Origin of the sequence: Streptococcus oralis subsp. tigurinus (assembly GCF_002096275.1) — a bacterium.
Classification (GTDB): Bacteria; Bacillota; Bacilli; order Lactobacillales; family Streptococcaceae; genus Streptococcus; species Streptococcus oralis_CN.
On record NZ_NCUG01000013.1, the window covers coordinates 60,910 to 84,190 of the forward strand.

Annotated in this window: 28 protein-coding genes; 1 reads left to right on the forward strand and 27 read right to left on the reverse strand. The window is 42.4% G+C overall.

Annotated elements, in window-relative coordinates; all coding sequences use genetic code 11:
• Positions 1 to 115: 115 nt before the first annotated feature.
• The 7 genes from B7725_RS01195 to budA all read right to left on the reverse strand — a co-directional run bounded on the left by B7725_RS01195 (position 116) and on the right by budA (position 6,568).
• Positions 116 to 1,186 carry an ABC transporter substrate-binding protein gene (locus tag B7725_RS01195; RefSeq protein WP_084874216.1) on the reverse strand — a complete coding sequence of 357 codons (1,071 nt, stop codon included), beginning with the start codon at positions 1,184 to 1,186 and terminating at the stop codon, positions 116 to 118.
• Entirely contained in the window at positions 1,183 to 1,956 is a 774-nt protein-coding gene (locus tag B7725_RS01200; protein ID WP_000712716.1) for an ABC transporter permease, read from the reverse strand. Before B7725_RS01200 ends, B7725_RS01195 begins: the two co-directional genes overlap by 4 nt.
• Complete coding sequence (locus tag B7725_RS01205) at positions 1,953 to 2,759, reverse strand: ABC transporter permease (protein ID WP_084874217.1); 807 nt, start codon at positions 2,757 to 2,759, stop codon at positions 1,953 to 1,955. The genes B7725_RS01200 and B7725_RS01205 overlap by 4 nt, the downstream gene beginning before the upstream one ends.
• The gene (locus tag B7725_RS01210) at positions 2,740 to 3,897 is read right to left on the reverse strand and encodes an ABC transporter ATP-binding protein (RefSeq protein ID WP_000742901.1); all 1,158 of its coding nucleotides are present in this window, start codon (positions 3,895 to 3,897) and stop codon (positions 2,740 to 2,742) included. The genes B7725_RS01205 and B7725_RS01210 overlap by 20 nt, the downstream gene beginning before the upstream one ends.
• A 158-nt stretch (positions 3,898 to 4,055) precedes the next feature.
• On the reverse strand, positions 4,056 to 4,961 hold the full coding sequence (gene murB / locus B7725_RS01215; RefSeq protein WP_000177100.1) for a UDP-N-acetylmuramate dehydrogenase: 906 nt from the start codon (positions 4,959 to 4,961) through the stop codon (positions 4,056 to 4,058).
• 110 nt (positions 4,962 to 5,071) lie between these two features.
• Positions 5,072 to 5,827 (reverse strand): YhfC family intramembrane metalloprotease, encoded by a 756-nt coding sequence (locus B7725_RS01220; protein WP_061599259.1) that lies wholly within the window; start codon positions 5,825 to 5,827, stop codon positions 5,072 to 5,074.
• A 9-nt stretch (positions 5,828 to 5,836) separates the two neighbouring features.
• The gene (gene budA, locus B7725_RS01225) at positions 5,837 to 6,568 is read right to left on the reverse strand and encodes an acetolactate decarboxylase (RefSeq protein WP_084874218.1); all 732 of its coding nucleotides are present in this window, start codon (positions 6,566 to 6,568) and stop codon (positions 5,837 to 5,839) included.
• 145 nt (positions 6,569 to 6,713) lie between these two features.
• Between budA and B7725_RS01230 the strand changes: the two genes are divergently transcribed.
• Complete coding sequence (locus B7725_RS01230) at positions 6,714 to 7,985, forward strand: aminotransferase-like domain-containing protein (protein ID WP_084874219.1); 1,272 nt, start codon at positions 6,714 to 6,716, stop codon at positions 7,983 to 7,985.
• A 19-nt stretch (positions 7,986 to 8,004) separates the two neighbouring features.
• On the opposite strand, the gene B7725_RS01235 is transcribed toward B7725_RS01230, so the two are convergent.
• The 20 genes from B7725_RS01235 to rpsU form a co-directional block, all read right to left on the reverse strand.
• Positions 8,005 to 8,820, reverse strand: a complete 816-nt coding sequence (locus B7725_RS01235; RefSeq protein ID WP_084874220.1) for an ABC transporter substrate-binding protein — start codon at positions 8,818 to 8,820, stop codon at positions 8,005 to 8,007.
• Positions 8,821 to 8,977: 157 nt separating this feature from the next.
• On the reverse strand, positions 8,978 to 9,631 hold the full coding sequence (phoU, locus tag B7725_RS01240; protein WP_000946477.1) for a phosphate signaling complex protein PhoU: 654 nt from the start codon (positions 9,629 to 9,631) through the stop codon (positions 8,978 to 8,980).
• 11 nt (positions 9,632 to 9,642) lie between these two features.
• Positions 9,643 to 10,401, reverse strand: coding sequence for a phosphate ABC transporter ATP-binding protein PstB (gene pstB / locus B7725_RS01245; RefSeq protein WP_000138671.1), 759 nt, complete (start codon positions 10,399 to 10,401; stop codon positions 9,643 to 9,645).
• Positions 10,402 to 10,413: 12 nt separating this feature from the next.
• A complete protein-coding gene (gene pstB / locus B7725_RS01250) occupies positions 10,414 to 11,217 on the reverse strand; it encodes a phosphate ABC transporter ATP-binding protein PstB (protein ID WP_000049851.1) in 804 nt (267 codons plus the stop codon).
• Positions 11,218 to 11,227: 10 nt separating this feature from the next.
• The gene (pstA, locus tag B7725_RS01255) at positions 11,228 to 12,112 is read right to left on the reverse strand and encodes a phosphate ABC transporter permease PstA (protein WP_000543045.1); all 885 of its coding nucleotides are present in this window, start codon (positions 12,110 to 12,112) and stop codon (positions 11,228 to 11,230) included.
• Complete coding sequence (gene pstC / locus B7725_RS01260) at positions 12,102 to 13,019, reverse strand: phosphate ABC transporter permease subunit PstC (RefSeq protein WP_084853397.1); 918 nt, start codon at positions 13,017 to 13,019, stop codon at positions 12,102 to 12,104. Before pstC ends, pstA begins: the two co-directional genes overlap by 11 nt.
• Complete coding sequence (locus B7725_RS01265; protein WP_084874221.1) at positions 13,019 to 13,897, reverse strand: phosphate ABC transporter substrate-binding protein PstS; 879 nt, start codon at positions 13,895 to 13,897, stop codon at positions 13,019 to 13,021. Before B7725_RS01265 ends, pstC begins: the two co-directional genes overlap by 1 nt.
• 208 nt (positions 13,898 to 14,105) lie before the next feature.
• The gene (locus B7725_RS01270; RefSeq protein ID WP_084874222.1) at positions 14,106 to 15,410 is read right to left on the reverse strand and encodes an RsmF rRNA methyltransferase first C-terminal domain-containing protein; all 1,305 of its coding nucleotides are present in this window, start codon (positions 15,408 to 15,410) and stop codon (positions 14,106 to 14,108) included.
• Complete coding sequence (locus B7725_RS01275; protein WP_084874223.1) at positions 15,411 to 16,184, reverse strand: inositol monophosphatase family protein; 774 nt, start codon at positions 16,182 to 16,184, stop codon at positions 15,411 to 15,413.
• A complete protein-coding gene (locus tag B7725_RS01280) occupies positions 16,174 to 16,452 on the reverse strand; it encodes a UPF0223 family protein (RefSeq protein WP_084874224.1) in 279 nt (92 codons plus the stop codon). Before B7725_RS01280 ends, B7725_RS01275 begins: the two co-directional genes overlap by 11 nt.
• Positions 16,453 to 16,854, reverse strand: a complete 402-nt coding sequence (locus B7725_RS01285) for a Spx/MgsR family RNA polymerase-binding regulatory protein (protein ID WP_002875821.1) — start codon at positions 16,852 to 16,854, stop codon at positions 16,453 to 16,455.
• Between the two features lie 220 nt (positions 16,855 to 17,074).
• Positions 17,075 to 17,692: a TIGR01906 family membrane protein gene (locus B7725_RS01295; protein ID WP_162278989.1), complete on the reverse strand. Its 618-nt coding sequence runs from the start codon at positions 17,690 to 17,692 to the stop codon at positions 17,075 to 17,077.
• A complete protein-coding gene (locus B7725_RS01300) occupies positions 17,682 to 18,455 on the reverse strand; it encodes a TIGR01457 family HAD-type hydrolase (RefSeq protein ID WP_084874226.1) in 774 nt (257 codons plus the stop codon). Before B7725_RS01300 ends, B7725_RS01295 begins: the two co-directional genes overlap by 11 nt.
• Before the next feature lie 10 nt (positions 18,456 to 18,465).
• Positions 18,466 to 19,203 (reverse strand): acyl-[acyl-carrier-protein] thioesterase, encoded by a 738-nt coding sequence (locus B7725_RS01305; protein ID WP_000524788.1) that lies wholly within the window; start codon positions 19,201 to 19,203, stop codon positions 18,466 to 18,468.
• 4 nt (positions 19,204 to 19,207) lie between these two features.
• Positions 19,208 to 20,338: a radical SAM family heme chaperone HemW gene (gene hemW / locus B7725_RS01310; RefSeq protein ID WP_084874227.1), complete on the reverse strand. Its 1,131-nt coding sequence runs from the start codon at positions 20,336 to 20,338 to the stop codon at positions 19,208 to 19,210.
• 72 nt (positions 20,339 to 20,410) lie between these two features.
• Positions 20,411 to 20,809, reverse strand: coding sequence for a YtxH domain-containing protein (locus B7725_RS01315; protein ID WP_084874228.1), 399 nt, complete (start codon positions 20,807 to 20,809; stop codon positions 20,411 to 20,413).
• 15 nt (positions 20,810 to 20,824) lie between these two features.
• The gene (locus tag B7725_RS01320) at positions 20,825 to 21,208 is read right to left on the reverse strand and encodes a DUF948 domain-containing protein (protein ID WP_000895031.1); all 384 of its coding nucleotides are present in this window, start codon (positions 21,206 to 21,208) and stop codon (positions 20,825 to 20,827) included.
• Entirely contained in the window at positions 21,209 to 21,997 is a 789-nt protein-coding gene (gene lgt / locus B7725_RS01325) for a prolipoprotein diacylglyceryl transferase (RefSeq protein ID WP_084874229.1), read from the reverse strand.
• Positions 21,990 to 22,925 (reverse strand): HPr(Ser) kinase/phosphatase, encoded by a 936-nt coding sequence (gene hprK / locus B7725_RS01330; RefSeq protein ID WP_000115136.1) that lies wholly within the window; start codon positions 22,923 to 22,925, stop codon positions 21,990 to 21,992. Before hprK ends, lgt begins: the two co-directional genes overlap by 8 nt.
• A 131-nt stretch (positions 22,926 to 23,056) precedes the next feature.
• Positions 23,057 to 23,233, reverse strand: coding sequence for a 30S ribosomal protein S21 (rpsU, locus tag B7725_RS01335; RefSeq protein ID WP_000048054.1), 177 nt, complete (start codon positions 23,231 to 23,233; stop codon positions 23,057 to 23,059).
• Positions 23,234 to 23,281 lie beyond the last annotated feature (48 nt).

The following is a 23,281-nucleotide window of genomic DNA, read 5'->3' on the forward strand; positions in this document are numbered from 1 at the left end:
TCTACTAATTCATGATTTATTTTAATAAATAACCTAGCCATAAAATGGTTAATTTTCTATGGCTAGGTTTTATTTTTTTGTCTGATTGAAATTATTTCCGATAGTAGATAAGCTCCTACTTCCGGTACATTTTAAATTGTAGGAAGAGGTCACTGTAGATTCCTGTCCATTTATGGTCAAACTTCTCATAAACTTCTAGGTGTTTCATAGTATCTGCATCTGGATAGAAGGCTTTGTCTTCTTTTGTCTCCTCTGGGAGCATTTCCTTGGCTGGTAGGTTTGGTGTTGAGTAGCTCACATACTCGGCATTTTTCAGAGCATTTTCAGGCTTCAACATGAAGTTGATGAAGGCATAGGCTGCATCTTGGTTTTTCACAGTTTTTGGAATGACCATGTTATCAAACCAGAGATTGCTGGCCTCAGTCGGAACGACATACCTGAGGTTAGGATTTTTCTCCAACATCTGGCTGGCTTCGCCAGAGAAGGTCACCCCGATGGCAGCATTGTTCTGGATCATGTAACCCTTCATCTCGTCCGCCACAATGGCCTTGATATTTGGAGTCAGTTTATAGAGCTTATCCACTGTCTCTTCCAACTGCTGAGGATCCTTTGAGTTGAGGCTGTAACCGAGCGAGTTAAGTCCGAGTCCCAGCACCTCACGCGCCCCATCAAAGAGCATGATGGAATCCTTGTATTCTGGCTTCCAGAGGTCATCCCAATGCTCAGGCGCCTCATCTACCATGGTTTCATTGTAGACGATTCCCAAGGTCCCCCAGAAATAAGGGATGGAGAATTTATTACCCGGGTCAAAAGACTGGTTGAGGAACTCTGGTCCGATATTCTCTATGCCCTCAATTTTTGAATAATCAAGCGGAACCAAGAGGTCTTCGTCCTTCATCTTGTTGATCATGTACTCACTTGGGATGGCAATATCATAGGTCGTTCCACCCTGCTTGATCTTGGTATACATGGCCTCGTTGGAGTCAAAGGTCTCGTACTGGACTTGGATGCCTGTTTCTTCTGTGAATTTCTCCAAGAGTTCTGGATCGATATAGTCCCCCCAGTTGTAGATAACCAATTTCTGACTGTCTCGGCTATTGATTTTACTATCTAGATGCATCGCAATTCCCCACAAGACAAGGATAATCGCCGCAATTCCTGCTAAAAATGAATAGAGTTTTTTCATGCTTGCTCCTCCTTCTCACGTGAGATAAAGTAATAACCTACAACTAGGATAATACTAAAGAGAAAGACAAGGGCAGACAGGGCATTGATTTCTAGAGAAATCCCCTTCCGTGCACGAGAGTAAATCTCGACTGACAGGGTTGAAAAGCCATTTCCCGTTACAAAGAAGGTCACGGCAAAGTCATCTAACGAATAGGTAAAGGCCATGAAATAACCTGCAATGATAGACGGAGTCAGATAAGGGAGCATAATTTCCTTAAACATTTGGAACTGGCTGGCACCAAGGTCATAGGCCGCGTGAATCATATCATCATTCATTTCCTTGAGACGAGGCAAGACCATCAAGACCACGATAGGGATGGAAAAGGCCACGTGACTAGATAGAACCGTCAAAAATCCAAGTGAAAACTTAAGTTGTGTAAAGAGAATCAAGAAGCTGGCACCAATCATAACGTCGGGTGCAACCATGAGGATATTATTGAGTGATAGAAAGGCTTCTTGGTATTTCTTACGAGATTGATAGATATAGATGGCACCGAAAGTCCCAATAATGGTCGCTATCAAGGCTGATAGAAAGGCCAAGAAAAAGGTTTGGGTGAGGATCAACATAAGGCGACCATCACCAAACATGGTTTTAAAATGGCTCAAGCTAAAACCAGTAAAGCTGTTCATATCATCGCCAGCATTAAAGGCATAGCCAATCAAGTAAAAAATTGGCAAATAAAGGATGATAAAGACAAAGGCCAGGTAGAGATTGGCAAATTTTTTCATCGTTCTCTCCTTTCCTTGGTCACCCACATGGTGATGAACATGGTCAGGACGAGGATCACACCGATAGTAGAACCCATACCGTAGTTGTCATTGGTCAGAAAGTTCTGCTCAATAGCCGTTCCCAAGGTAATAACGCGGTTCCCACCAATCAAACGTGTCAGCATGAAGAGACTCAAACTTGGGATAAAGACGGACTGAACCCCACTTCTCACACCATTCATCGACAGAGGGAAGATGACGTGGCGGAAGGTTTCCCACTTGGTCGCACCGAGGTCGTAGCTGGCATTGATGAGATTGTTATCCATATCATCCAAAACATTGAAGATCGGCAAAATCATAAATGGAAGCTCGATGTAGCTTGCGACAAAGATAAAGGAGAAATCGGTAAAGAGCAACTGCTGCGAACCGATTCCGATGAATTCCAAAAATTGGTTAATAGAGCCATTTTGACCAAAAATCCCGATAAAGGCATAGGCTTTAAGGAGCAAATTGATCCAGGTTGGCAAGATAATCAGCATGAGCCAGAGCTGACGGTGCTTAAGACGAGTCAAAAAGAGGGCTGTTGGATAACTGATGAGTAGCGTCACTAGGGTCACAATCCCTGCATAGAGCACTGAGTTAAAACTCATTTTAAGATAGGTCAAGTTTTGTGATGCAAAGTAGGATTTATAGTTTTCTAAACTAAACTGGCCTTCAATGTTGAAAAAGGATTGACCGAAAATCAAGACCAAGGGTGCGAGAACAAAGAGGGCAATCCAAAGCATGTAGGGCACTACAAAGAGTTTAGAGGTTGTTTTCTTCATCTCTTTCCTCCTCGATCGCGTTAATCAGACCTGCTTCTTGCTCTTCGATTTCTACGTACTCCTCGATACGAGCATCGAATTCTTCTTCGGTTTCGTTGAGACGCATGATGTGGATATCTTCTGGTTCAAAGTCCAGACCGATTTCCTCACCCACAATGGCCTTACGAGTCGAGTGGATCATCCATTCATTGCCAAGTTCGTCATAGGCGATAATCTCGTAGTGAACCCCACGGAAAAGTTGGGTATCAACCTTAACTTGGAGCTTGCCTTCTTCAGGAAGAGTGATGCGCAAGTCCTCTGGACGAATAACGACTTCGACAGGCTCATTTGGCTTCATCCCACCATCAACCGCTTCAAAGCGTTTTCCGTTAAACTCAACCAAGTAGTCCTCAATCATGGTTCCTGGCAAGATGTTGGACTCACCGATAAAGGTAGCAACAAAGTGGTTGATTGGCTCATCATAGATGTCCACAGGCGTTCCAGACTGAACAATCTCGCCATCATTCATAACGAAAATCCAGTCACTCATAGCTAGGGCTTCCTCCTGATCGTGAGTGACAAAGACAAAGGTAATCCCCAATCGTTGTTGCAGTTCACGCAGCTCGTACTGCATGTCTGTTCGCAATTTCAAGTCCAGCGCTGACAGAGGTTCATCTAACAAAACCACACGGGGTTGGTTGATGATGGCACGGGCAATAGCCACACGCTGACGTTGTCCTCCAGAAAGTTTACGGATGGAACGCTTCTCGTAACCTTCCAACTGAACCATCTTGAGAACTTCTGCTACACGTTGCTCAATTTCTTTCTTGTCGATTTTACGCAAGCGGAGCGGAAAGGCAACATTTTCAAACACATTCATATGTGGAAACAAGGCATAGGATTGGAAGACCGTATGGACATCTCGCTTGTTGGTTGGGATGTCGTTGATCCGTACCCCATCCAGCAAAATATCTCCTGTTGTCGCATCCAGTAAACCTGCAATGATGTTTAGAATGGTTGATTTTCCTGAACCAGATGCGCCTAGTAGGGTATAGAACTTTCCCTCTTCCAACTCAAAGTTAATGTCTTTGAGAACCTTGGTGTTGCTGTCTTCAAAAACTTTAGAGACGTTTTTGAATTCAATAATTGGTTTTTTCAATTGTCATAAATTCCTTCTTTTTCATAAATTAACAGATCCTGGCTCTGTCAGGCCGCTACTACCTCGTGTAGGAGATTGAACTGCCTACATACATCTTCACTAACGATAGGCTTTCACCCCCTTACAATGGTTATAGCAGCAACTTTTCTGCCCAAACCTTATTCTTTCTCACCCAAAATACGGACTTCCCTCTCAAGGGTAACACCTGAGTGTTCCTTTACCTTTTCAATAACAGATTGGATCAAGTCCTCGTAGTCTTTAGCCGTACCGTCAGCAACATTGATCATGAAACCAGCGTGCTTTTCAGATACTTCAACACCACCGATACGATAGCCTTTCAAACCAGCCTCTGAAATCAACTGACCTGCAAAATGACCAACAGGACGCTTAAAGACCGAACCACAAGATGGGTATTCTAGAGGTTGTTTGAGTTCACGTAGGTGCGTTAAGCGGTCCATTTCTTGCTTGATAACCTGATGATTTCCTGGAGCTAGGGCAAATTTAGCTGACAAAACAACAGCTCCAGAATCTTGAACAGCCGAATGACGGTAACCAAAAGCCAATTCCTTGGAAGATAAGGTCTCAATCTCCCCTTCCTTGGTCAAAATTTGACAAGACTGCAAGATATGGGCAATCTCTCCTCCATAGGCACCCGCATTCATAAAGACTGCTCCACCGACGCTCCCTGGAATGCCACAGGCAAACTCGAAACCAGTCAAACTATGACGAAGGGCAATACGTGTCGTTTCAATCAAGTTGGCCCCAGCTTCCGCTTCAATGGTATAACCATCAACTGAAACGTTATTGAGCTTGTCACACAAGATGACAAATCCACGAATTCCACCGTCACGAACGATAATATTGCTGGCATTTCCTAGCACCATCCAAGGAATATTCTCTTGATTGGCAAATTGAACGACACGCGCCATCTCATAGCGATTGCGTGGCAAAACCAGATAATCCGCTCGACCTCCGACCTTGGTATAGGTATAGGTCTTCAAGGGTTCCTTGAAACGAATATCAATTCCTTCTAATTGTTCTTGTATTTTAGTTACTAATGTCATATCTCTCATCCTTTTGTAAAGTCATTTCATTATACCATTTTTAAAGGCTTTTGACGAACCGAAAAATGGAAGTATCAAAGCATTGCATAAAAAAAGAGGTGAACCTCTTTTTATGATGATTTTTTCCAAAATGTAGATTTTGTAAGCCAGACAAAGGCAAGTACTTCTACAAGAAGAATGCCCTCCACTAGAAGTGGATTTGCAATCCAGCCCACTTGAGATAGAGCTGGAGCTAAGTCGAACAAGGCATGTAATCCATAGGCAGCAACGAGATAAATCCATTTCTTTTGACGGACACTTTGATAGACCCAGACAGTAAGGCTAATTTGGAGAACCAGAGCAAGGACACGCTCAACTCCTAGTAGATAGATCTGCCATGCTGATAGAGACTGAACCGTTTCGAGTGTCGTCTTTGTAAGAAGATTCGCCGCATCAGTATTTGATGACTGTACTAGTGAAAAGAGGATCAAAAGGCTAATCAAACTTCCCATTCCGAGGTAGAGCATCTCTAAGCCTCCATGTCCTAAGCCATAAGCCCAAGCATCTCTATCTTCCAACTTTCTCTTTTTCTCCAACCATTTAAAAAAGATAAAACGAGCCGTTTCCTCAAAGAGGGCAGCCATGGCGATTCCATAAAGGACATATAAGAAAGGTTGCTCCTGCATGAGCGGAATGGTTCCATCTTTTTGCGGATGGAGTACCAGAAGGTGAACCATCTTCTCTAACACTTGAGAAGAAACGAAAAATGCGATTGCCCCCAAGCCCATCACTGCAAGAGAGATTTTAAACCGTTTTTTGGCATACCAAGTTCCACCTACTAGAATGAGAACTAAAGCGATCATGGTGAGGATAATATGTACTGTCATCTTTTTCTCCTATTCTGACTTATCAATATCTTTCTTCATCTCGTCAACGTTAAATTTGGCAAATAAATACTGGCGATCTTGGACTGGAAAACGTTGGTCCAACTGGTCGACTGCTCCAACCTCGATCATTCCTTCTTTGATAACAAAGTCCATCACATGCCCACCAAAGGTCAAATCATCAGAGATAAAATGCAAATGATAGCCTGCAACACTCACTCCATGGAACATCTCCGGTGTCCAAAATCCAACAATGGTTCCCGATACATTTTCACGGCTATATTCAGGTTGGTGAGTCGCAACATCAGCAAACTTGGTATCAGGTGTGGATTTAGGAATCATCCGCACGTGCATTTGTGAAAATTCGCCATGAATCTTGATGGAACGAAAAAGATTTTCTCCATCATAGTAGGACTCAATTCGTTTTTCCAATTCCTTGTCCGTCATCTCAAAGCGCTGACGAAAAATCACTTCAGCCTGATGAGGGACCACTGCTGCATAGGGAATTAGAGCATTCGCTGCCACCTCAACGATTTCAGGCGTTTGACCAGACCCCTTGGCTTGATAAGCCTTGCCATCAAGGACAATCAACTCCCCGTCAATCGAATCCAATGTTCCCAAGCCGAGGTCACCATGTTTCAACAATTCTCCTACTTTCATGGTTCCACCATAGAGACCTGCCATTAGGGCACCTAAAGTATTGTATTGAAATAATTTAACTGGTTCCTGCACTTTTCTATCCATTCTCTTTCTTATCTTTTATTCAATGAATCATCATACGTTCTAAGTATACCACATTTGCTCCTAGATGTGAAAGGGAGAAATGCTTTTCCCATTGCAAAGGAGGCAAAAAAAAGGTACAATGTAACAAAATCAAGGGAGGTCTGGAATGAAGAAAGAAAGTAAATACCAAGCAGTCGTTTCCTTTCTCAAAAAGGGTATCGAATCGGGAAAATTCCCAACAGGTAGCCGGCTTCCCTCTATCCGTCAACTGAGCCAAGACTTCCACTGTAGCAAGGACACTGTCCAACGAGCCCTGCTAGAATTACGCCATGAACAATACCTCTATGCCAAACCCCAAAGTGGCTATTATGTTCTGGAACAGGGGCAGCATCAGGACTTGGAAATCGAAGTCACTGATGAACATGCCAGTGCTTATGACGATTTCAGACTCTGCGTCAATGAAACACTGATTGGAAGAGAAAACTACCTCTTCAACTACTATGACAACCAAGAAGGCCTTGAGGAACTCAGACAATCTGTCCATCAACTCCTCTTTGACCAAGCCCTCTACTGTAAACCCGATCAACTTGTTCTAACTTCTGGCACCCAGCAAGCTCTCTTTATCCTTTCTCAGATTAACTTTCCGAGCGAGGGAGCTGAGATTTTGGTCGAACAACCGACCTACCACCGAATGAATCGCCTCTTGGTCGCTCAAGGATTAGCCTACCAGACCATTGAACGCCGAATTGATGGCATTAACCTTGAAGAACTGGAAGGACAGTTCAAATCTGGGAAAATCAAGTTTTTCTATACCATTCCTCGCTTCCACTATCCCCTAGGTCATTCCTATTCTGATCAGGAAAAAAGGGCCATTCTGGATCTAGCAAACCAGTATGGTGTTTACATCGTAGAGGATGACTATCTTGGTGACTTGGACCCAAAGAAAGGTCAGACCTTCCACTATCTGGATACCGAGGATCTGGTCATTTACATCAAATCCTTTTCAACCAGCCTCTTTCCAGCCCTTCGTATCACAGCTCTCATTCTCCCAAATGCCCTAAAAGAGGCCTTTGTTTCCTACAAAAATATCCTGGACTATGACAGCAATCTCATCATGCAAAAGGCTCTTTCTCTTTACATCGATAGCCAGTTATTTGAAAAAAATCGACTGGCCAGACTGACCCTTCAAGAGAACTATCAGGCTCAGATTAAGGAAGTACTTGAAAAAAACACCTGTCCCTTGCCCCACTATCCTCTACACGATGGTCTCTTGCTTGATTTGAGACACTATCCTAAAATTGCCAGTTTGAAACACAGCTCACTCAAACTAGACTTTTTTGAGAAGGCTTATTTGGAAGCCTGTCCTTATCAGTTCGCCAAAGTCACTCTTGAAAATCTAGAAGAGCTATTAGAATACATAAAAGCAGAATTGGATTAAAGTCCAACTCTGCTTTTTCTTATTGTTCAACTTCTGTTAGTTTCGCTGCTTTTTCAAGATAAGTTTGATAGGTTCCGTCATCTTTCAGTTTTTGGATAACCTTATCTACTACTGCTTTCAGGTCTGATTGATCCTTCTTGATAGCAACGGCATTGGCTTCGCCATCTTTCATTGTCAAATTAACAGTTGCAACGGCAAGATCTGAGTTTTTACCTGCGTAGCTAAGAGCAACTGGTTCATCCATATGAACAGCATCTACTTTTCCAGCCTGCAATTCATTAACTGCTTCCCCCATATTAGTCAAAGAAGTCAGTTGAGCATTTGGCAATTGTTCCTTGACCATGGTTTCTGGCACAGTTCCCTTTTGAGCTGCGATATTCGCACTTGCAAGGCTTGAAAGATCCTTGTACTTGTCTAAATCGGCTTTTCTAACCAAGAAACTCATCTTGTTTTCATAGTAAGGGATTGAAAAGTCAAAGACTTCCTTTCTCTCATCTGTGGCACTAATTCCCGCAATGGCTAAGTCAGCCTTTCCAGTTTGAAGGCTGGTCAAAACATTGTCAAAACTCATGCTAGAGATTTCAAGTTTAACCCCAAGCTCATCCGCAATCGCTTGAGCCATATCAATATCTGCCCCAACCACTTGGTTTTTACCATCTACCAAGGCTTGGAATTCAAAAGGTGCATAGTCTGGACTGGTCGCAACGACTAGCTTTCCTTTTTGTTTGATAGCGTCCACAGCAGACTGGGAACTATCCGTACTGGATTGACAAGCTACTAAAATCACGCTAGCCAGCATGCTACACACAACTAACATCCATTTTTTAAGCTTCATAAATAAACGACCTTTCTGTTATTTCTGAATAATTATAACTCTTTTAAAAATAGTTGTCAACCCTTTTAGAGATTTTGACTGCAAAACAATTCTTTTCATAAAAAAGAAGACTGATTTATCACAATCAGCCTTTTGTTCTGTATATTTAAACCGTTTCTTATAGTTCGACAATCTTCCCTGTTTCAAAGTAAACAACCCATTCACAGATATTTTTAGCGTAGTCTCCGATACGTTCCAAGAAGGAAATTACCTGGAAGTAATCACGGCCTGTAACGATGGCTTCAGGATGTTTCCTAATCTCCTCTGTAGTAAGATCACGAATACTATCAAAGTAATGGTTGATTTTTTCGTCCATAGCCGCTACTTCATAGGCTTGATCCACAGAACCATTCAGGTAAAGTTCGAGAGCAGATTCAACGAAGTTTTTCACATCGCGCCCCATTTTTTTGATTTCTTCCTCAACGGCAGGGATGCGTTGTTCCCCCTTCATACGAATAGTTGCTTTTGCGATTGACACCGCATGGTCTCCCATACGTTCCAGGTCCGATACTGCCTTGAGAACGGTCAATACAGTACGGAGGTCTTGAGAAACAGGTTGTTGAAGCGCGATCATTTCAAATGATTTCTTTTCGAGTTTCACTTCATATCCATTTACTTCTGCATCTTCCTCAATAACTTCTTTTGCCAAATCACGGTCATGTGTAACAAAGGCACGCACTGTACGATTGATTTGTGAGAGCACTTCTTGTCCCATAGCATAGAACTGGTTGTGCAATTTCTCCAAATCTTCTTCAAATTGAGATCGTAACATCATTCAACTCCTTATCCAAATTTTCCTGTAATATAATCTTCTGTTTCCTTGTTTTGTGGGTCTAGGAACATTTTCTTAGTATCGTTAAACTCGATCAAATCTCCATCTAGGAAAAATCCTGTTTTATCAGAGATACGAGAGGCCTGTTGCATCGAACGCGTTACCAAGAGCATGGTGTATTTATCTTTCAGACCATACAAGGTTTCCTCAATCTTACCAGCCGAGATAGGATCCAAAGCTGAAGTTGGTTCATCCAAGAGAATAATCTTGGGACTGGTTGCTAAGACACGAGCAACACAAACACGTTGCTGTTGGCCACCTGAGAGACCAATGGCTGAATCATGCAAGCGATCCTTGACCTCATCCCAAATAGAAGCGCGTTGCAAGGCCTTTTCCACCGCTTCATCCAAAACATGTTTATCCCTGACTCCATTGATACGTAGGCCGTAGACAACATTTTCATAGATAGACATAGGGAAAGGATTGGGCTGTTGAAAGACCATACCGATTTCCTTACGCAATTCAACCGTATCGGTACGTGGACTGTAGATATTGTGGCCATTATAAATCACTGTTCCAGTTGTTGTCACCTCAGGATTTAGATCGCCCATGCGGTTGATGGCTTTGAGCAGGGTGGACTTTCCTGATCCAGAAGGACCAATCAAGGCGGTTATTTCCTTAGGTTGGAAAGAAAGGGAAACACTATTCAAAGCCTTCTTTTTATTGTAATAAACGGATAGGTCTTTAACCTGCAAAATCGGTTCTGTCATACTGCTTCCTTTCTAACCAAAGTGTCCCGTTACGTAGTCATTGGTAGACTGTAGTTTCGCATTTTGGAAAATATTGGATGTCTTATCATACTCGATCAAATCGCCCAAGTAGAAAAATCCTGTGTAGTCACTTGCACGCGCAGCCTGTTGCATACTGTGGGTAACGATGATGATGGTAAAGTCTTTCTTCAATTCCAACATAGTCTCTTCCAGCTGGGCTGTCGCAATCGGATCCAAGGCTGACGCCGGTTCATCCATCAAGAGGATATCTGGCTTGACAGAGATGGCGCGAGCGATACAGAGACGTTGTTGCTGTCCACCAGAAAGCATCAAGGCTGATTTGTGGAGGTCATCTTTGACCTGATCCCAAAGGGCAGCCTGTCGGAGAGAGGTTTCGACAATTTCATCCAAGACTTTCTTATCCTTGACTCCTGCACGTTCATGAGCAAAAGTGATGTTACGGTAAATAGACTTGGCAAATGGATTTGGACGTTGGAAGACCATTCCGATATGCTTGCGCATCTCATAGACATTGATTTCTGGACGATTAACGTCAATCCCTCGGTAGAGGATTTGACCTGTGACCTTGGCAATATCAATAGTATCATTCATCCGATTGAGACTGCGAAGATAAGTAGATTTCCCTGATCCAGAAGGACCAATCAAGGCTGTAATTTTATTTTTTTCAAATTGCATATCGATGCCCTTGATGGATTCATTTTTACCATAGTAAACATGTAAATCCTTGGTAGAGAGGGCCACTTTTTCTTCAGGGAAGGTGATGATATGCTTTTCATCCCAGTTATATTTTGACATGGCTTCTCCTTTAGGCAGCGGTTAATTTCTTGTGTAAATAGCTTCCGAGTTTGCGTGCTCCAAAGTTAAAAATCAAGATAAAGATGAGGAGCACGGCGGCAGAACCTGCTGATACGATAGTAGCATCAGGAATGGTTCCTTCACTGTTGACCTTCCAAATGTGGACAGCCAAGGTTTCTGCTTGACGGAAAATTGAGATAGGACTGGTAACACTGAGGATATTCCAGTTAGACCAGTCAAGGGCGGGAGCGGATTGTCCTGCCGTATAGATAAGAGCGGCGGCCTCACCAAAGATACGGCCAGAGGCTAAGACAACACCCGTTACGATGCCTGGAAGGGCTTCTGGAATGACGACATGGACCACAGTCTCCCAACGAGAAATCCCGAGGGCCAGACCAGCCTCACGTTGTGTATGGTGAACGTGTTTTAAACTGTCCTCAACATTTCGAGTCATCTGAGGGAGGTTAAAGACCGTCAAGGCCAAGGCACCTGAAATGATTGAAAATCCATACTCAAACTGGACTACAAAAATCAAGTAACCAAAGAGACCCACAACGACTGATGGTAGAGAAGACAAAATCTCAATACAGGTTCTGACAAAATTTGTCACAGGACCCTTTTTTGCATATTCAGCTAGGTAAATCCCAGCCCCCATGGACAAAGGCACAGAGATAATCAAGGTAATGACTAAAAGGAAGAAGGAATTGTAGAGCTGAATCCCGATACCCCCACCTGCTTGATAAGAGGATGATTTTCCAGTCAAGAAAGACCAAGAGATGTGCGGTAACCCTCTCACCAAGATATAGAGAATCAAGGATGCCAAGATGGCAACAATGATACCAGCGATGGTATAGAGGACAGCTGTTGCAAATTTATCTAATTTCTTAGCGTGCATAGTTTTTCTTTCCTCTTTCTTTCGTAATCAACTTAATCACACTGTTAAAGGCCAAACTCATCAAGAGCAATACCAAGGCCAATGACCAGAGTACGTTATTATCAACTGTTCCCATGACGGTATTCCCAATTCCCATAGTCAAAACAGAAGTCAAAGTCGCAGCTGGTGTTGTTAGCGAGGTTGGGATAACTGCTGAGTTTCCGACCACCATCTGAATAGCAAGGGCTTCACCGAAGGCACGCGCCATCCCAAAGACCACTGCAGTGAAAATACCTGAACGTGCTGCTTTCAAGGTCACACGCCAGATAGTTTGCCAACGAGTGGCTCCCATAGCCAAACTAGCTTCACGGTAATGACGAGGAACAGCACGCAAGCTGTCTGTTGTCATAAAGGTTACAGTTGGTAGAATCATGACAAAAAGAACGAAAATCCCTGACAAGATTCCAAAACCAGTTCCACCAAAGATGCTGCGAACAAAAGGCACCACAACTTGCAAACCGATAAATCCATAGACGACTGAAGGAATACCGACGAGAAGTTCAATGGCTGGTTGCAAGATTTTTGCACCCTTTGGTGATACTTCTGTCATAAAGACTGCAGCTCCGATGGCGAAGGGAGTTGCGATGAGGGCTGATAAAATCGTCACAATAAAGGAACCCAAAATCATCGGAAAGGCACCAAATTGTTTCCCTGAAGGATTCCAAGTTTGTCCAAAAAGGAAATCAAAGATATTCACTCCATTGACAAAGAAGGTCGATAAGCCTTTTTGGGCTACAAAAATCAAAATCATCGCCACAATGATGACAATCAAAGAAAGGCAAGTGAAGGTCAAACCTTTACCAAACTTCTCAAGGCGAGAGTTCTTTGAAGGAGAGAGTAATTTTTTAGATAATTCTTCTTGATTCATTATTGACCTCCTTCTACTGCTGTAACGGTACCTGAAGCATCCTTTTGGACTTTCATTTCATTGATAGAGATATAGCCCATGCCCTTAACAATTCCATTTTGGGCTTCGTCTGAGAGAACGAAATTCAGGAATTCAGCAGCTAACTCATTTGGCTGACCGAGTGTGTACATATGTTCATAAGACCACAAAGGCCAGTTGTTGGTCGTTACATTTTCAGACGTAGGTTCATACCCATTCAGTTTCATGCTTTTCACGGAATCATCTACATAGGCAAAGGCTAGATAAGAAATGGCTCCAGGAGTTTGGGATACAATGGACTTGACCATCCCGTTAGAATCCTGCTCCTGACTCTGCTTAGCAGATTGGCCATTCATAACCACCGTATCAAACGTCGCTCTTGAACCAGAACTTGCTGCTCGGTTGATGATTGAAATTGTCAGGTCTTTGCCCCCAACTTCTTTCCAGTTGGTCACTTCACCAGTAAAAATCTTGCGAAGTTGCTCGGTTGTGAGATTTTCAACATCCACTTCCTTGTTTACAATCACTGCAAGACCAGCCACTGCAACCTTGTGGTCTACCAGAGCTGAAGCATCAATTCCATCTTTTTCCTCTGCAAAGACGTCAGAGTTCCCGATGTCTACTGCTCCAGACTGGACTTGGGAAAGTCCTGTACCCGATCCACCACCTTGAACATTGACTGTTTTTCCGATGTTTCTAGAACCAAATTCATCTGCTGCTGCTTCGACAAGAGGTTGAAGAGCTGTTGAACCAACAGCTGTCATGGATTCTCCACGATCAATCCAGCTAGCACATCCTGCTAGAGAACCTGCCATCAAAAGAGCTGCAAGAGACATGACGAGCTTTTTTCTTTTTTTCACTGTTTTTCTCCTTGAACATAATGATGAATGTTCTGATTTCTTCCGTTTGTCCTGATCATCCAGTTATCATCAATGATTGTCCCGCTTTATTTTTTAGACATTCTTAGGGGCGGACAATTCCATCGTATAATATAAGTAATAATAAAAGACTATCAGAAAAAACTCATAATTCCACTATAACATAGAATAGGCTCTTTGACTAGCTTTTTCACCTGAATCTGAGTCCTTTTGGATAATAATTTTTCAAAACATTTCCTGTTACCTTGGCAAAGCCTAATCCGTTTCCTTGAACCACAACTTGGTACCAGCCATTTGGTCGAGGTTCAGACAATTGAACAGTCTCACCAGCCACATATTTTACAAAATCCTCATCATTGATTTCGACCCTTTGTTTTACTTGACTTGGTTTCAAGGCTAATCCCAGAGCAAAGCTTGGTTCGAAGCGTTTCTTCTTAAAAGTACCCAGATGGAGGCCATTTCTAGCAATTTTAAGTTTCCCTAGATCAGGTAGCATCTCTGGCAAAAGATAGAGCTGATCTCCAAAAGTCTGCAAGATACCAGTTAGATTGACCCGCAAGTGTTTTTGGGCAAAATCATGCCACAAGGCCAGCTGTTCACGACTGAGATTGCTCTTGCTGGCTTTGAATTTAGGTGCTGGATTTTCTCCCTTAAACTGCAAATGGGCAACAAACTGACCTTCTCCCTTAAAATGGTGAGGGTACATTCGCGCCGTTTCAGGAAGTCCAATTCCTGCTACCATACCGTTCACATGCTCGACTGGAAGCAGTTCAAAATCATAAGTATCTAGTAACCAGTGGACGATTTCTTCATTTTCCTCAGGTGCCCAAGTACAGGTCGAATAGACCAAACGACCACCTTCTGCAAGCATAGTCACTGCGTTTTCTAGGATTTCTTTTTGGAGACTAGCACATTGACTAGGATAAGCGGTACTCCAATAATCCATGGCATCTGGCTGCTTACGAAACATCCCTTCACCCGAGCAAGGTGCATCAAGGACAATCACATCAAAGTAACCTTTAAAAACCTTGGCTAAGCGGTCAGCAGATTCATTGGTCACGACAACATTTGTCGCTCCAAATCGCTCCATATTTTCCACTAAAATCTTAGCACGCTTGCTTGAAATTTCGTTGGAAACAAGGACTCCTTGATTAGCCAGATAAGCTGCTAGTTGAGTGGATTTTCCACCTGGTGCTGCCGCCAAGTCCAAGACCTTCATGCCAGGACTTGGTTGAGCTACCTGGGCCACCATTTGGGCTGCAGGCTCTTGTGAATAAACGAGACCCGTAACGTGCTCTGGAGATTTCCCAGAAACTTTTCCATAGTGCCCCCAAGGTGTACGAGGAATGGCATCAGCAAACGATAGCTGACTTTCTTTTAAGGGATTAACCCGAAAAGCCGAAACCGCTTCCTGCTTAAAAGAGGCAAGAAAATCTCTTGCCTCATCTTTTAGTATCACTTCATATTTTTCAACAAATCCTTCTGGAAATTGCATTTAGTTTTCTTTCCTTTCGTAGATATAAGACTGAATCTCTTCTTGCATCTCGATTGGCACCATCATGACAGGCTGACGCGTTTTAAAATCAACAGGTTCACCCGATACCGTAAGAAGGCGATAACCCAGACTTTCCCCTAAGATGCTGGCCGCAGCGTAATCCCATGGCTGCAAGTAGGTAATATAAGTCAGAAGACGACCCGATAAAACCTTAGCAAAACTAATGGCCGCACTGCCGTAGACACGGACTCCCAATGCTGCTCGACCCAAATCCGCCAAGCCCCACTCATTACTTTCAAACATACCTGAGTTACCGGCAACTAAAAATTCTTGAAGAGGTTTCTTTTTAAAAGGCGGTAAGGGATCATTATTACGACAAGGAGGAAAGGCACTACCACCATGGTAACAATCACCTTTCATGACATCATAGATGATGCCAAATTTGCCCACACCATTCTCAAAATAAGCCAGCATAACGGCAAAATCTTCCTGCTGGGCGACAAAATTATTGGTACCGTCAATGGGATCAATCACCCAAACACAACCTTGACCGACTGCAGCACGCAGACAGCCTTCTTCCGCACAAATCAAGTCCTCAGGATAGGAGGACTTGATCCGATCAACCAAGAGTTGCTGGACCTCCTTGTCCAAACGTGTTACCAAGTCAGTAGGGGAAGACTTGCGCTCAACCTGCAAATCTTCTTTCATGTGAGCCAAAATATAGGCAGCAGCTTCCTGCACAATCTGTTTGGCAAATTCAAATTTAGTTTCCAAGAGAAATCTTCCCTTCTCTTTTTTCTTTTGCTAATTGAACTGCATGATAGAAGGAATAACCGCTAGCCGTCTCAAATTCGCGACCTAGGCGCTTTTCTTCACTTTTGCTCGGAACGACTGACTTAAATCCCTTGTAAGACTCTAGCAGTTTTTTTGCTTCTACCTTATCTTCATAAGCAGCTTCAACATCATTAAAAAAAGAAAGCACTGAAGCAAGTTCTTCAGTGCTCCACGACAAATCTAGTGGGTAACTATACTGTTTGTTCATCTATCCTATACCAGCTCTCAATGTTGCTTCTTTTAGTTCTTGTTTACGGTAACTACGAGGGAGAAAAGCACGAATCTCATCTTCATTAAAACCAATTTGCATGCGTTTGGTATCTGTAATAATTGGGCGACGCAAAAGACTAGGATATTGCTCAATCAACTGAAGCAACTCCGATACCGAGATACTCTCTACATCAATATCCAATTTTTGAAAAATTTTTGAACGAGTTGAAATGATGTCATCAGTACCATTTTCGGTCAAGGAAAGAATATGTTGTAATTCTTTTCTTGTTAAAGGACTAGTCATAATATTATGCTCTTGAAAGGGCACTTTATGCGTCTCTAACCAAGCCTTTGCCTTACGACATGATGTACAACTCGGTGATAAAAATAGTGTAATCATGCTTTTCTCTTCTTTTATCTATACTTACTATTTCTATTATACAAAAAAATAAAGCGCTTGACTAGGTATTTTTAGAAAAAAAGCCTATTTTTTCATAGAAAATAGACTGTTTTCTGCAAAAATCTCCTGCTTTGCAAGTTTATCTTTAGGATAACCTAACAATAAATAGGGAGTATAGCACCTTCTCTCGTTTTTTATTAAAAATACAGAATGTTATCCTCTATTTCCTTGAAGCTTTAACAAGGAGGAAACCAAACATTCCTTCATACAAGGCAAAGAAAAGTACAAAGGAATGTAGGAAGAAAGTCTCTGGCAAAATCCAAATAACGGGATCCTTTGCTGGATCAAAAAGCCAGGTATCGTCTCCCACAAAGAGAATCTGATGGAACAGAGTAAAAAATTGCTCAAAACCAATCAGCACTCCCACAAGCCCAATGACTAGAGGCAATAGCACCAGAGCCAAGATACTTTTACGATATAGGGGCAAAAAGCCTTTTTTCACAATCTTTCTAACAAAGAAATAAAAACTTGGTAGCGTCACTAGGGCAACTAGCTGAACTAAGTGAAAAAGACTCTTCACCACCGCAAAGTGGTGTAAACCTGCCGCTGATGAACGAAAATCTGGCATCTCTAAGACCTGACTAAAGGGATTGGTCAGGTAATTCATCAAGATATGAAAATTATACAGAATGGTTTCTGGTTTTAGATAGACTCGACCCGCTAAGTTCAGATACTGAATCTCCATGGGATAGAAAATCCAAGCCAGATAAATGGTTAAGAGAATAGAAAGGGAGAGGAGAAAGAGCATACTTCCCCCAAAAGTCAGTTTAATTTTCATCAAAATTCCACTCCGAAAGGCTAGAAACCACATGAGTTGGTGCGATTGGCAGGTCCCCCACTTCTTCTGCCTTGGTAAAACCTGTCGTCACCAAGAGCGTTGGAATACCATTGTCAATCCCTGCTCGGATGTCTGTCAGGTAGTTGTCCCCCACCATGAGCAATTCTTCTCGTTTCAAACCCAAGTGCTCAACTGCCTTATCCATAATGATAGCATTTGGTTTTCCAATATAAACTGGTTTCACTCGTGTTGCCACTTCAAGCAGAGTTACAAGTGAACCAGCACCAGGCAAAAGACCACGTTCCGTCGGAATATTGAGATCAGGGTTGGTTCCGATAAAGTGAGCTCCCTTTTGGATGGCTAGAGTCGCCGTCGCAAATTTTTCATAGTCGACTTGCCAGTCCAGTCCAACTACCACATAGGCAGGATTTTGCTTATCTTCGACATAACCAGCCGCCTGAATGGCATCCTTGAGCCCAGCTTCGCCGATGACATAGACTGTCTTTTCTAGTCCCAAGTCATTCATATAGTCGATGGTTGCCAAAGTCGCTGTGTAAACCGTCGATAGAGGCGTGTTGATATTAAAATTCTGAGCCAACATCTCTTGAACACTCTCAGGAGTACGAGTTGTATTGTTGGTTACAAAGAGATAAGGAATTTCTCGCTTTTGCAACTCATGGACAAAAGCCTCTCCTGCCGGAATTCGGTCTTTCCCCTTGTAAATGGTTCCGTCTAAATCAATTAAATAACCTTTATAAGCCATATCGCCCTTTCTAATTGCCCTCAATTTCTTGCCAAGTAATCATAGCTTGGGCATTAATCTCGCCATCACTGATAATCTCATGCTTGCTTTCTAGTCCCTTGAGTTCATAAGCTGAAGCAATCATGCCACCCGGTCGCACCTCTTTGACATATTTGAGATTGATTTTCTTTGGAATATACTTGGTCAAAAAGTCTGCTCCCATGACTTCAAAAATCCAATCCAGGTATTTGCTATTATTAACATGACCATTCATATCCAAGTCGTAAAAACGAACATGGTAGTCTTTACTGATCGGATTTTCTAGATTTGCATACTTTGGCCCACGGATGAGTTTTTTATCAAACTCAGACTGATAAGGCGCAACAATCTCCGGTTCGACAGCATGGACTTTACGACTATCGCGGTCCATGAGAACAAAGGTTGCTACCATGCGAATGATTTCTTGACCTGCTTCATCATAGATAGTGAAACGGCGGTAGCAAAAAAGACGATTGTAAGTCAATGCTTCTGTTTCAATCGTAATCTCCTCAGCAAAGCGAGGCAAGCGAACCACGTCAATCGCATAGTCTGTAATAATCCAGACCAGATTGTAACGTTCTAACATATCCTTGTCGCTAACTCCCAGCTCAATCGACTGCATACCTGATACTTGCAGGGACAGCAAAATCACATCTGGAAGTTTGATATGACCGTTCATGTCCGCCATATCAAAAGGAATTTTCATTTTCATTTGATAAGTTAAGCCCATTGTTCTACTCCAAAATAAATCGTTCTGCTACAGTGTCTCCCAAGAAGAGACCTCTCTTTGTCATTCGGACACGATTTCCTTCTATCTGCATGAGACCTTGTTGAACCAAGTCTCTGATGATTTCGCCATAAAGTCCATCAAAGGACCGTCCAAATTTTTCCTCAAATCGTGCCATGGAAACCCCGGATTTTTTCCGGAGGCCTAGGAACATTTCTTCTTCCATCTGCTCCCTTTGACTCAGGTGTTCTTCTGTAATCCGAGCATTTCCTGCCTCTACCGCATTGAGATAGTGGCGGATAGGCCCGTGGTTTTTATAGCGCACCCCGTTCACATAACCCGAAGCACCCGCACCGATACCATAATACTCGGCATTATCCCAGTACATGAGATTGTGGCGACTTTCAAATCCGGGTTTAGAGAAATTCGAAATCTCATAATGCTCAAAGCCCGCTCGCTCAAGTTCTGCGATGATGTACTCAAACATCTCCGCTTCCAGTTCCTCCTTAGGCAGAGGCAATTTCCCTCGTCTCATGCGGTTCATAAAGACCGTATGATTCTCCAAAATCAAGCTATAAAGACTCATATGAGGAATATCAAGCGAGATAGCCTTAGCTACATTGTCCTTGACCTGAGCCATAGTTTGACCAGGTAGAGCATAGATTAGGTCGATGGAGATATTGTCAAAACCAGCCAATTTGAGGCGGTCAATATTTTCATAAATATCCTTCTCCAAATGACTGCGCCCAATTTTTTTCAGCATTTTGTCATCAAAAGTCTGCACACCCAAGGAAACACGATTGACTGGCGACTGTTTCAAAACCGCAATCTTATCTGCGTCCAAATCGCCTGGATTGGCCTCAATGGTCAACTCTTTCAATACTGACAAGTCCAAGTTTTTAGTCAAGCCATTTAAGAGCACCTCTAATTGCGGAGCTGACAGTGCCGTTGGTGTCCCACCTCCAATATAGAGGGTTCGCAATTTTTGGATATCATAAGAACGAAACTCTTCTAGCAGATGCTCCAAATAACTATCTACTGGCTGATTTTTAATAAAAACTTTTGAAAAGTCACAGTAATAACAAATCTGGGTACAAAAGGGAATGTGCACATAGGCGGACGTTGGTTTTTTCTGCATAGTATTTATTATACCACAAAGACAGGCTGCAGATAAAAATCACCATCTCCAAAAATCAGAGATGGTGATACCTTATACTTCAGTAATATCGATGATGATTTCTTCTTGGTCTTCAGCGACGTCTGGGGTTGCTGACTGTTCTTGCCATTGCTCCTTGAGATTGTTAAAGGTTTCCTTTGACGCTTCCGTCGCTTGTCGAGCACAGTTTTTAGCTTGGTCAAGGACACTATCAAAAGTGATTTCACCAGATTCTACTTGTTCCTTTGTTTTCAGCACAAAGTCCCTTGCCTGTTCCTTCACTTCTGTTAATTTTTCACAAATCTGCTCTCTAGCATATTCTGGATCTTCTCTCAAATCATCTAGAAAATCCTGAGCTTGACTACAAACTTGCTTGCCCTTGTCACTCGTCAAAAACAAAGCGAGAGCTGCACCTGAAACAGTACCTAAAAGGATAGAGGATAGTTTTCCCATAAGATTTCTCCTTTTTTATTTTTTGAAAAATTTACTTGCGACACGAAGAGCTGACAAGCCTGCACCTGTTTTAATGGTCTTTGAACCAGCAGATGAAGCTTTTTTACCTAAAACACGTGCATGTTGGTTGAGATCAGATACTGACTCAGACAAGTCCGCCACCGCCGTAAAGAGTGGATCAATCGTCGCAACTTTGACATTGATATCGTCTGCTAACACATTGACCTTAGCCAACAATTCATTGGTCTGATGCAAGGTAACGTTCACATCTGAGCTCAACGTTTTGATGGTTTTCTCAGTCTCATCAATCATACGACCTGCTTTTTGAATCGTGATTGTCAAATAGACTAAACAGACAATCAAAGCAATCGCAACAAGTATATATGCAACTTCTAACATTTATTTTTCCTCCTCTGTATGATAGAAAGGGGCTTTCTTTCGATTTTGATAAAGTATGATAAAAATACCAAGTCCGATAAGGACAACTGATAACCATTGGGAAACTCGCAGACCAAAGAACATGAGACTATCCGTCCGCATCCCTTCGATAATCATACGACCAAAGCCATACCAAATCAAGTAGAATGCCGTGATCTGACCACGTCTGATTCCCTTTAATTTTCGTCTAAAAATCAAGATTAAAGCAAAACCAATCAGATTCCAAACAGACTCATATAAGAAGGTCGGCTGACGGTAGCTACCATCGATGTACATCTGGTCGCGGATAAAGTCTGGCAAATAATCCAGACTATCTACCGCTGCACCGTAGGCTTCTTGGTTAAAGAAGTTCCCCCAACGTCCTAAACTCTGGGCAATCATGACGCTCGGTGCTGCAATATCTAAGAAATCCCAAGTATTGATCAGCTTTCTATCTGCAAAGATATAAAGAACAATAGCCCCTGCTATCAAACCTCCATAAATGGCCAAACCACCATTCCAGATGGCGATGATTTCACCTGGATTTTGAAGATAATAATCTAAGCGAAAGAGTACGTAGTATAGTCTAGCACCTAAAATAGCTACTGGAAAAGCAATCAGGATAAAATCCAAAATATCATCTGATAGAATTTTCTTTTTGGGAGCTTCTTTCATAGCAAGATAGACAGCCAAAACCAATCCAGCCACAATACACAAAGCATACCAACGAATGGAAAAAGGACCGATTTCAAATGCGACTGGATTAATCATTTTTCACCTCATTTTGAGCGATCAGATTTGTCAAGCGTTCTTCAAATAAACGTGTCGCATCAAAGCCCATTTCCTTAGCACGGTAGTTCATGGCAGCCGCTTCAATAACAACAGAAATATTGCGTCCTGTTTTTACAGGGATGCGGATACGCGGAATGGCTACGCCAGAAATCTCGATTTCTTCAGCATTATTTCCTAAGCGATCGAAGGTCTTATGCGTATCATAGTTTTCCAAATAAACTGCTAGTTGAACTTGTGAAGAATCCTTAACTGCACTTGCTCCGTAGAGACTCATCACATCAATAATCCCCACTCCACGGATCTCAAGTAAATGCCTCAAAATTTCAGCTGGCTCTCCCCAAAGGGTCATTTCGTCTTTTGCAAAAATATCTACACGATCATCTGCCACCAAACGGTGTCCACGTTTCACAAGTTCCAGACCAGTTTCACTCTTACCGATACCGCTATCCCCTTGGATCAAGACACCCATGCCATAAATGTCCATCAAGACACCATGAACACTGGTCCGTTCTGCCAAACGAGAATCCAAATAGCTAGATAATTCTCCTGATAGGCGACTAGTAGCTGTTCGACTGGTTAAAATCGCAATCTTACATTCCCTAGCAGCTTTCAACATTTCTTCTGGAACTACTAAACCACGCGCAACAATAACCACTGGTGTTTCTGGTTGAAACATCTTGGTCAACACCTTATAACGGTTGTGAGAAGACATGGAGACTAAATAAGACCATTCCTTCATTCCCAACAGTTGAAGCCGCTCCGGAGTATAGTAATCAAAATAGCCTGTCATTTCAAGACCTGGTCGAGAAATGTCCGCAGTATTGATTTCTTTTTCAAGTAAATCGCCTTCACCGTAAACAATGTCTAATCTGAGCTTTTCAATGACTTCTTTTACTAAAACCGACATAATTTCCTCCTTCAATCGAGTTCTCCCTACTATTATATCAAATTGTGGTAGGAAGTTTCCTTTTTTTGCAGGATTTACAGTATTTATTTGGAAAGAAAAAAGGCTAGACAAGTCTAGCCTTTTATTTCAAATTAGAATTTTTTACGTTTACGAGCTGCTTCTGATTTACGTTTACGTTTTACAGAAGGTTTTTCATAGAATTCACGTTTGCGTGTTTCTTGAAGAGTACCAGCTTTAGTAACCGCACGTTTGAAACGACGAAGTGCATCGTCAAGAGATTCATTCTTACGTACTACTGTTTTAGACATTTTTTTCACTCCCTTCAAGTTCAAGATCTATTCCATTTTACACACAAA

Coding starts and splice junctions, on each gene's coding strand:
- B7725_RS01195 (WP_084874216.1), bottom strand. CDS start 1,186: ATGAAAAAACTCTATTCATTTTTAGCAGGAATTGCGGCGATTATCCTT.
- B7725_RS01200 (WP_000712716.1), bottom strand. CDS start 1,956: ATGAAAAAATTTGCCAATCTCTACCTGGCCTTTGTCTTTATCATCCTT.
- B7725_RS01205 (WP_084874217.1), bottom strand. CDS start 2,759: ATGAAGAAAACAACCTCTAAACTCTTTGTAGTGCCCTACATGCTTTGG.
- murB (WP_000177100.1), bottom strand. CDS start 4,961: ATGACATTAGTAACTAAAATACAAGAACAATTAGAAGGAATTGATATT.
- B7725_RS01220 (WP_061599259.1), bottom strand. CDS start 5,827: ATGACAGTACATATTATCCTCACCATGATCGCTTTAGTTCTCATTCTA.
- budA (WP_084874218.1), bottom strand. CDS start 6,568: ATGGATAGAAAAGTGCAGGAACCAGTTAAATTATTTCAATACAATACT.
- B7725_RS01230 (WP_084874219.1), top strand. CDS start 6,714: ATGAAGAAAGAAAGTAAATACCAAGCAGTCGTTTCCTTTCTCAAAAAG.
- B7725_RS01235 (WP_084874220.1), bottom strand. CDS start 8,820: ATGAAGCTTAAAAAATGGATGTTAGTTGTGTGTAGCATGCTGGCTAGC.
- phoU (WP_000946477.1), bottom strand. CDS start 9,631: ATGTTACGATCTCAATTTGAAGAAGATTTGGAGAAATTGCACAACCAG.
- pstB (WP_000138671.1), bottom strand. CDS start 10,401: ATGACAGAACCGATTTTGCAGGTTAAAGACCTATCCGTTTATTACAAT.
- pstB (WP_000049851.1), bottom strand. CDS start 11,217: ATGTCAAAATATAACTGGGATGAAAAGCATATCATCACCTTCCCTGAA.
- pstA (WP_000543045.1), bottom strand. CDS start 12,112: ATGCACGCTAAGAAATTAGATAAATTTGCAACAGCTGTCCTCTATACC.
- pstC (WP_084853397.1), bottom strand. CDS start 13,019: ATGAATCAAGAAGAATTATCTAAAAAATTACTCTCTCCTTCAAAGAAC.
- B7725_RS01270 (WP_084874222.1), bottom strand. CDS start 15,410: ATGCAATTTCCAGAAGGATTTGTTGAAAAATATGAAGTGATACTAAAA.
- B7725_RS01280 (WP_084874224.1), bottom strand. CDS start 16,452: ATGAACAAACAGTATAGTTACCCACTAGATTTGTCGTGGAGCACTGAA.
- B7725_RS01285 (WP_002875821.1), bottom strand. CDS start 16,854: ATGATTACACTATTTTTATCACCGAGTTGTACATCATGTCGTAAGGCA.
- B7725_RS01295 (WP_162278989.1), bottom strand. CDS start 17,692: ATGAAAATTAAACTGACTTTTGGGGGAAGTATGCTCTTTCTCCTCTCC.
- B7725_RS01300 (WP_084874226.1), bottom strand. CDS start 18,455: ATGGCTTATAAAGGTTATTTAATTGATTTAGACGGAACCATTTACAAG.
- B7725_RS01305 (WP_000524788.1), bottom strand. CDS start 19,203: ATGGGCTTAACTTATCAAATGAAAATGAAAATTCCTTTTGATATGGCG.
- hemW (WP_084874227.1), bottom strand. CDS start 20,338: ATGCAGAAAAAACCAACGTCCGCCTATGTGCACATTCCCTTTTGTACC.
- B7725_RS01315 (WP_084874228.1), bottom strand. CDS start 20,809: ATGGGAAAACTATCCTCTATCCTTTTAGGTACTGTTTCAGGTGCAGCT.
- B7725_RS01320 (WP_000895031.1), bottom strand. CDS start 21,208: ATGTTAGAAGTTGCATATATACTTGTTGCGATTGCTTTGATTGTCTGT.
- lgt (WP_084874229.1), bottom strand. CDS start 21,997: ATGATTAATCCAGTCGCATTTGAAATCGGTCCTTTTTCCATTCGTTGG.
- hprK (WP_000115136.1), bottom strand. CDS start 22,925: ATGTCGGTTTTAGTAAAAGAAGTCATTGAAAAGCTCAGATTAGACATT.
- rpsU (WP_000048054.1), bottom strand. CDS start 23,233: ATGTCTAAAACAGTAGTACGTAAGAATGAATCTCTTGACGATGCACTT.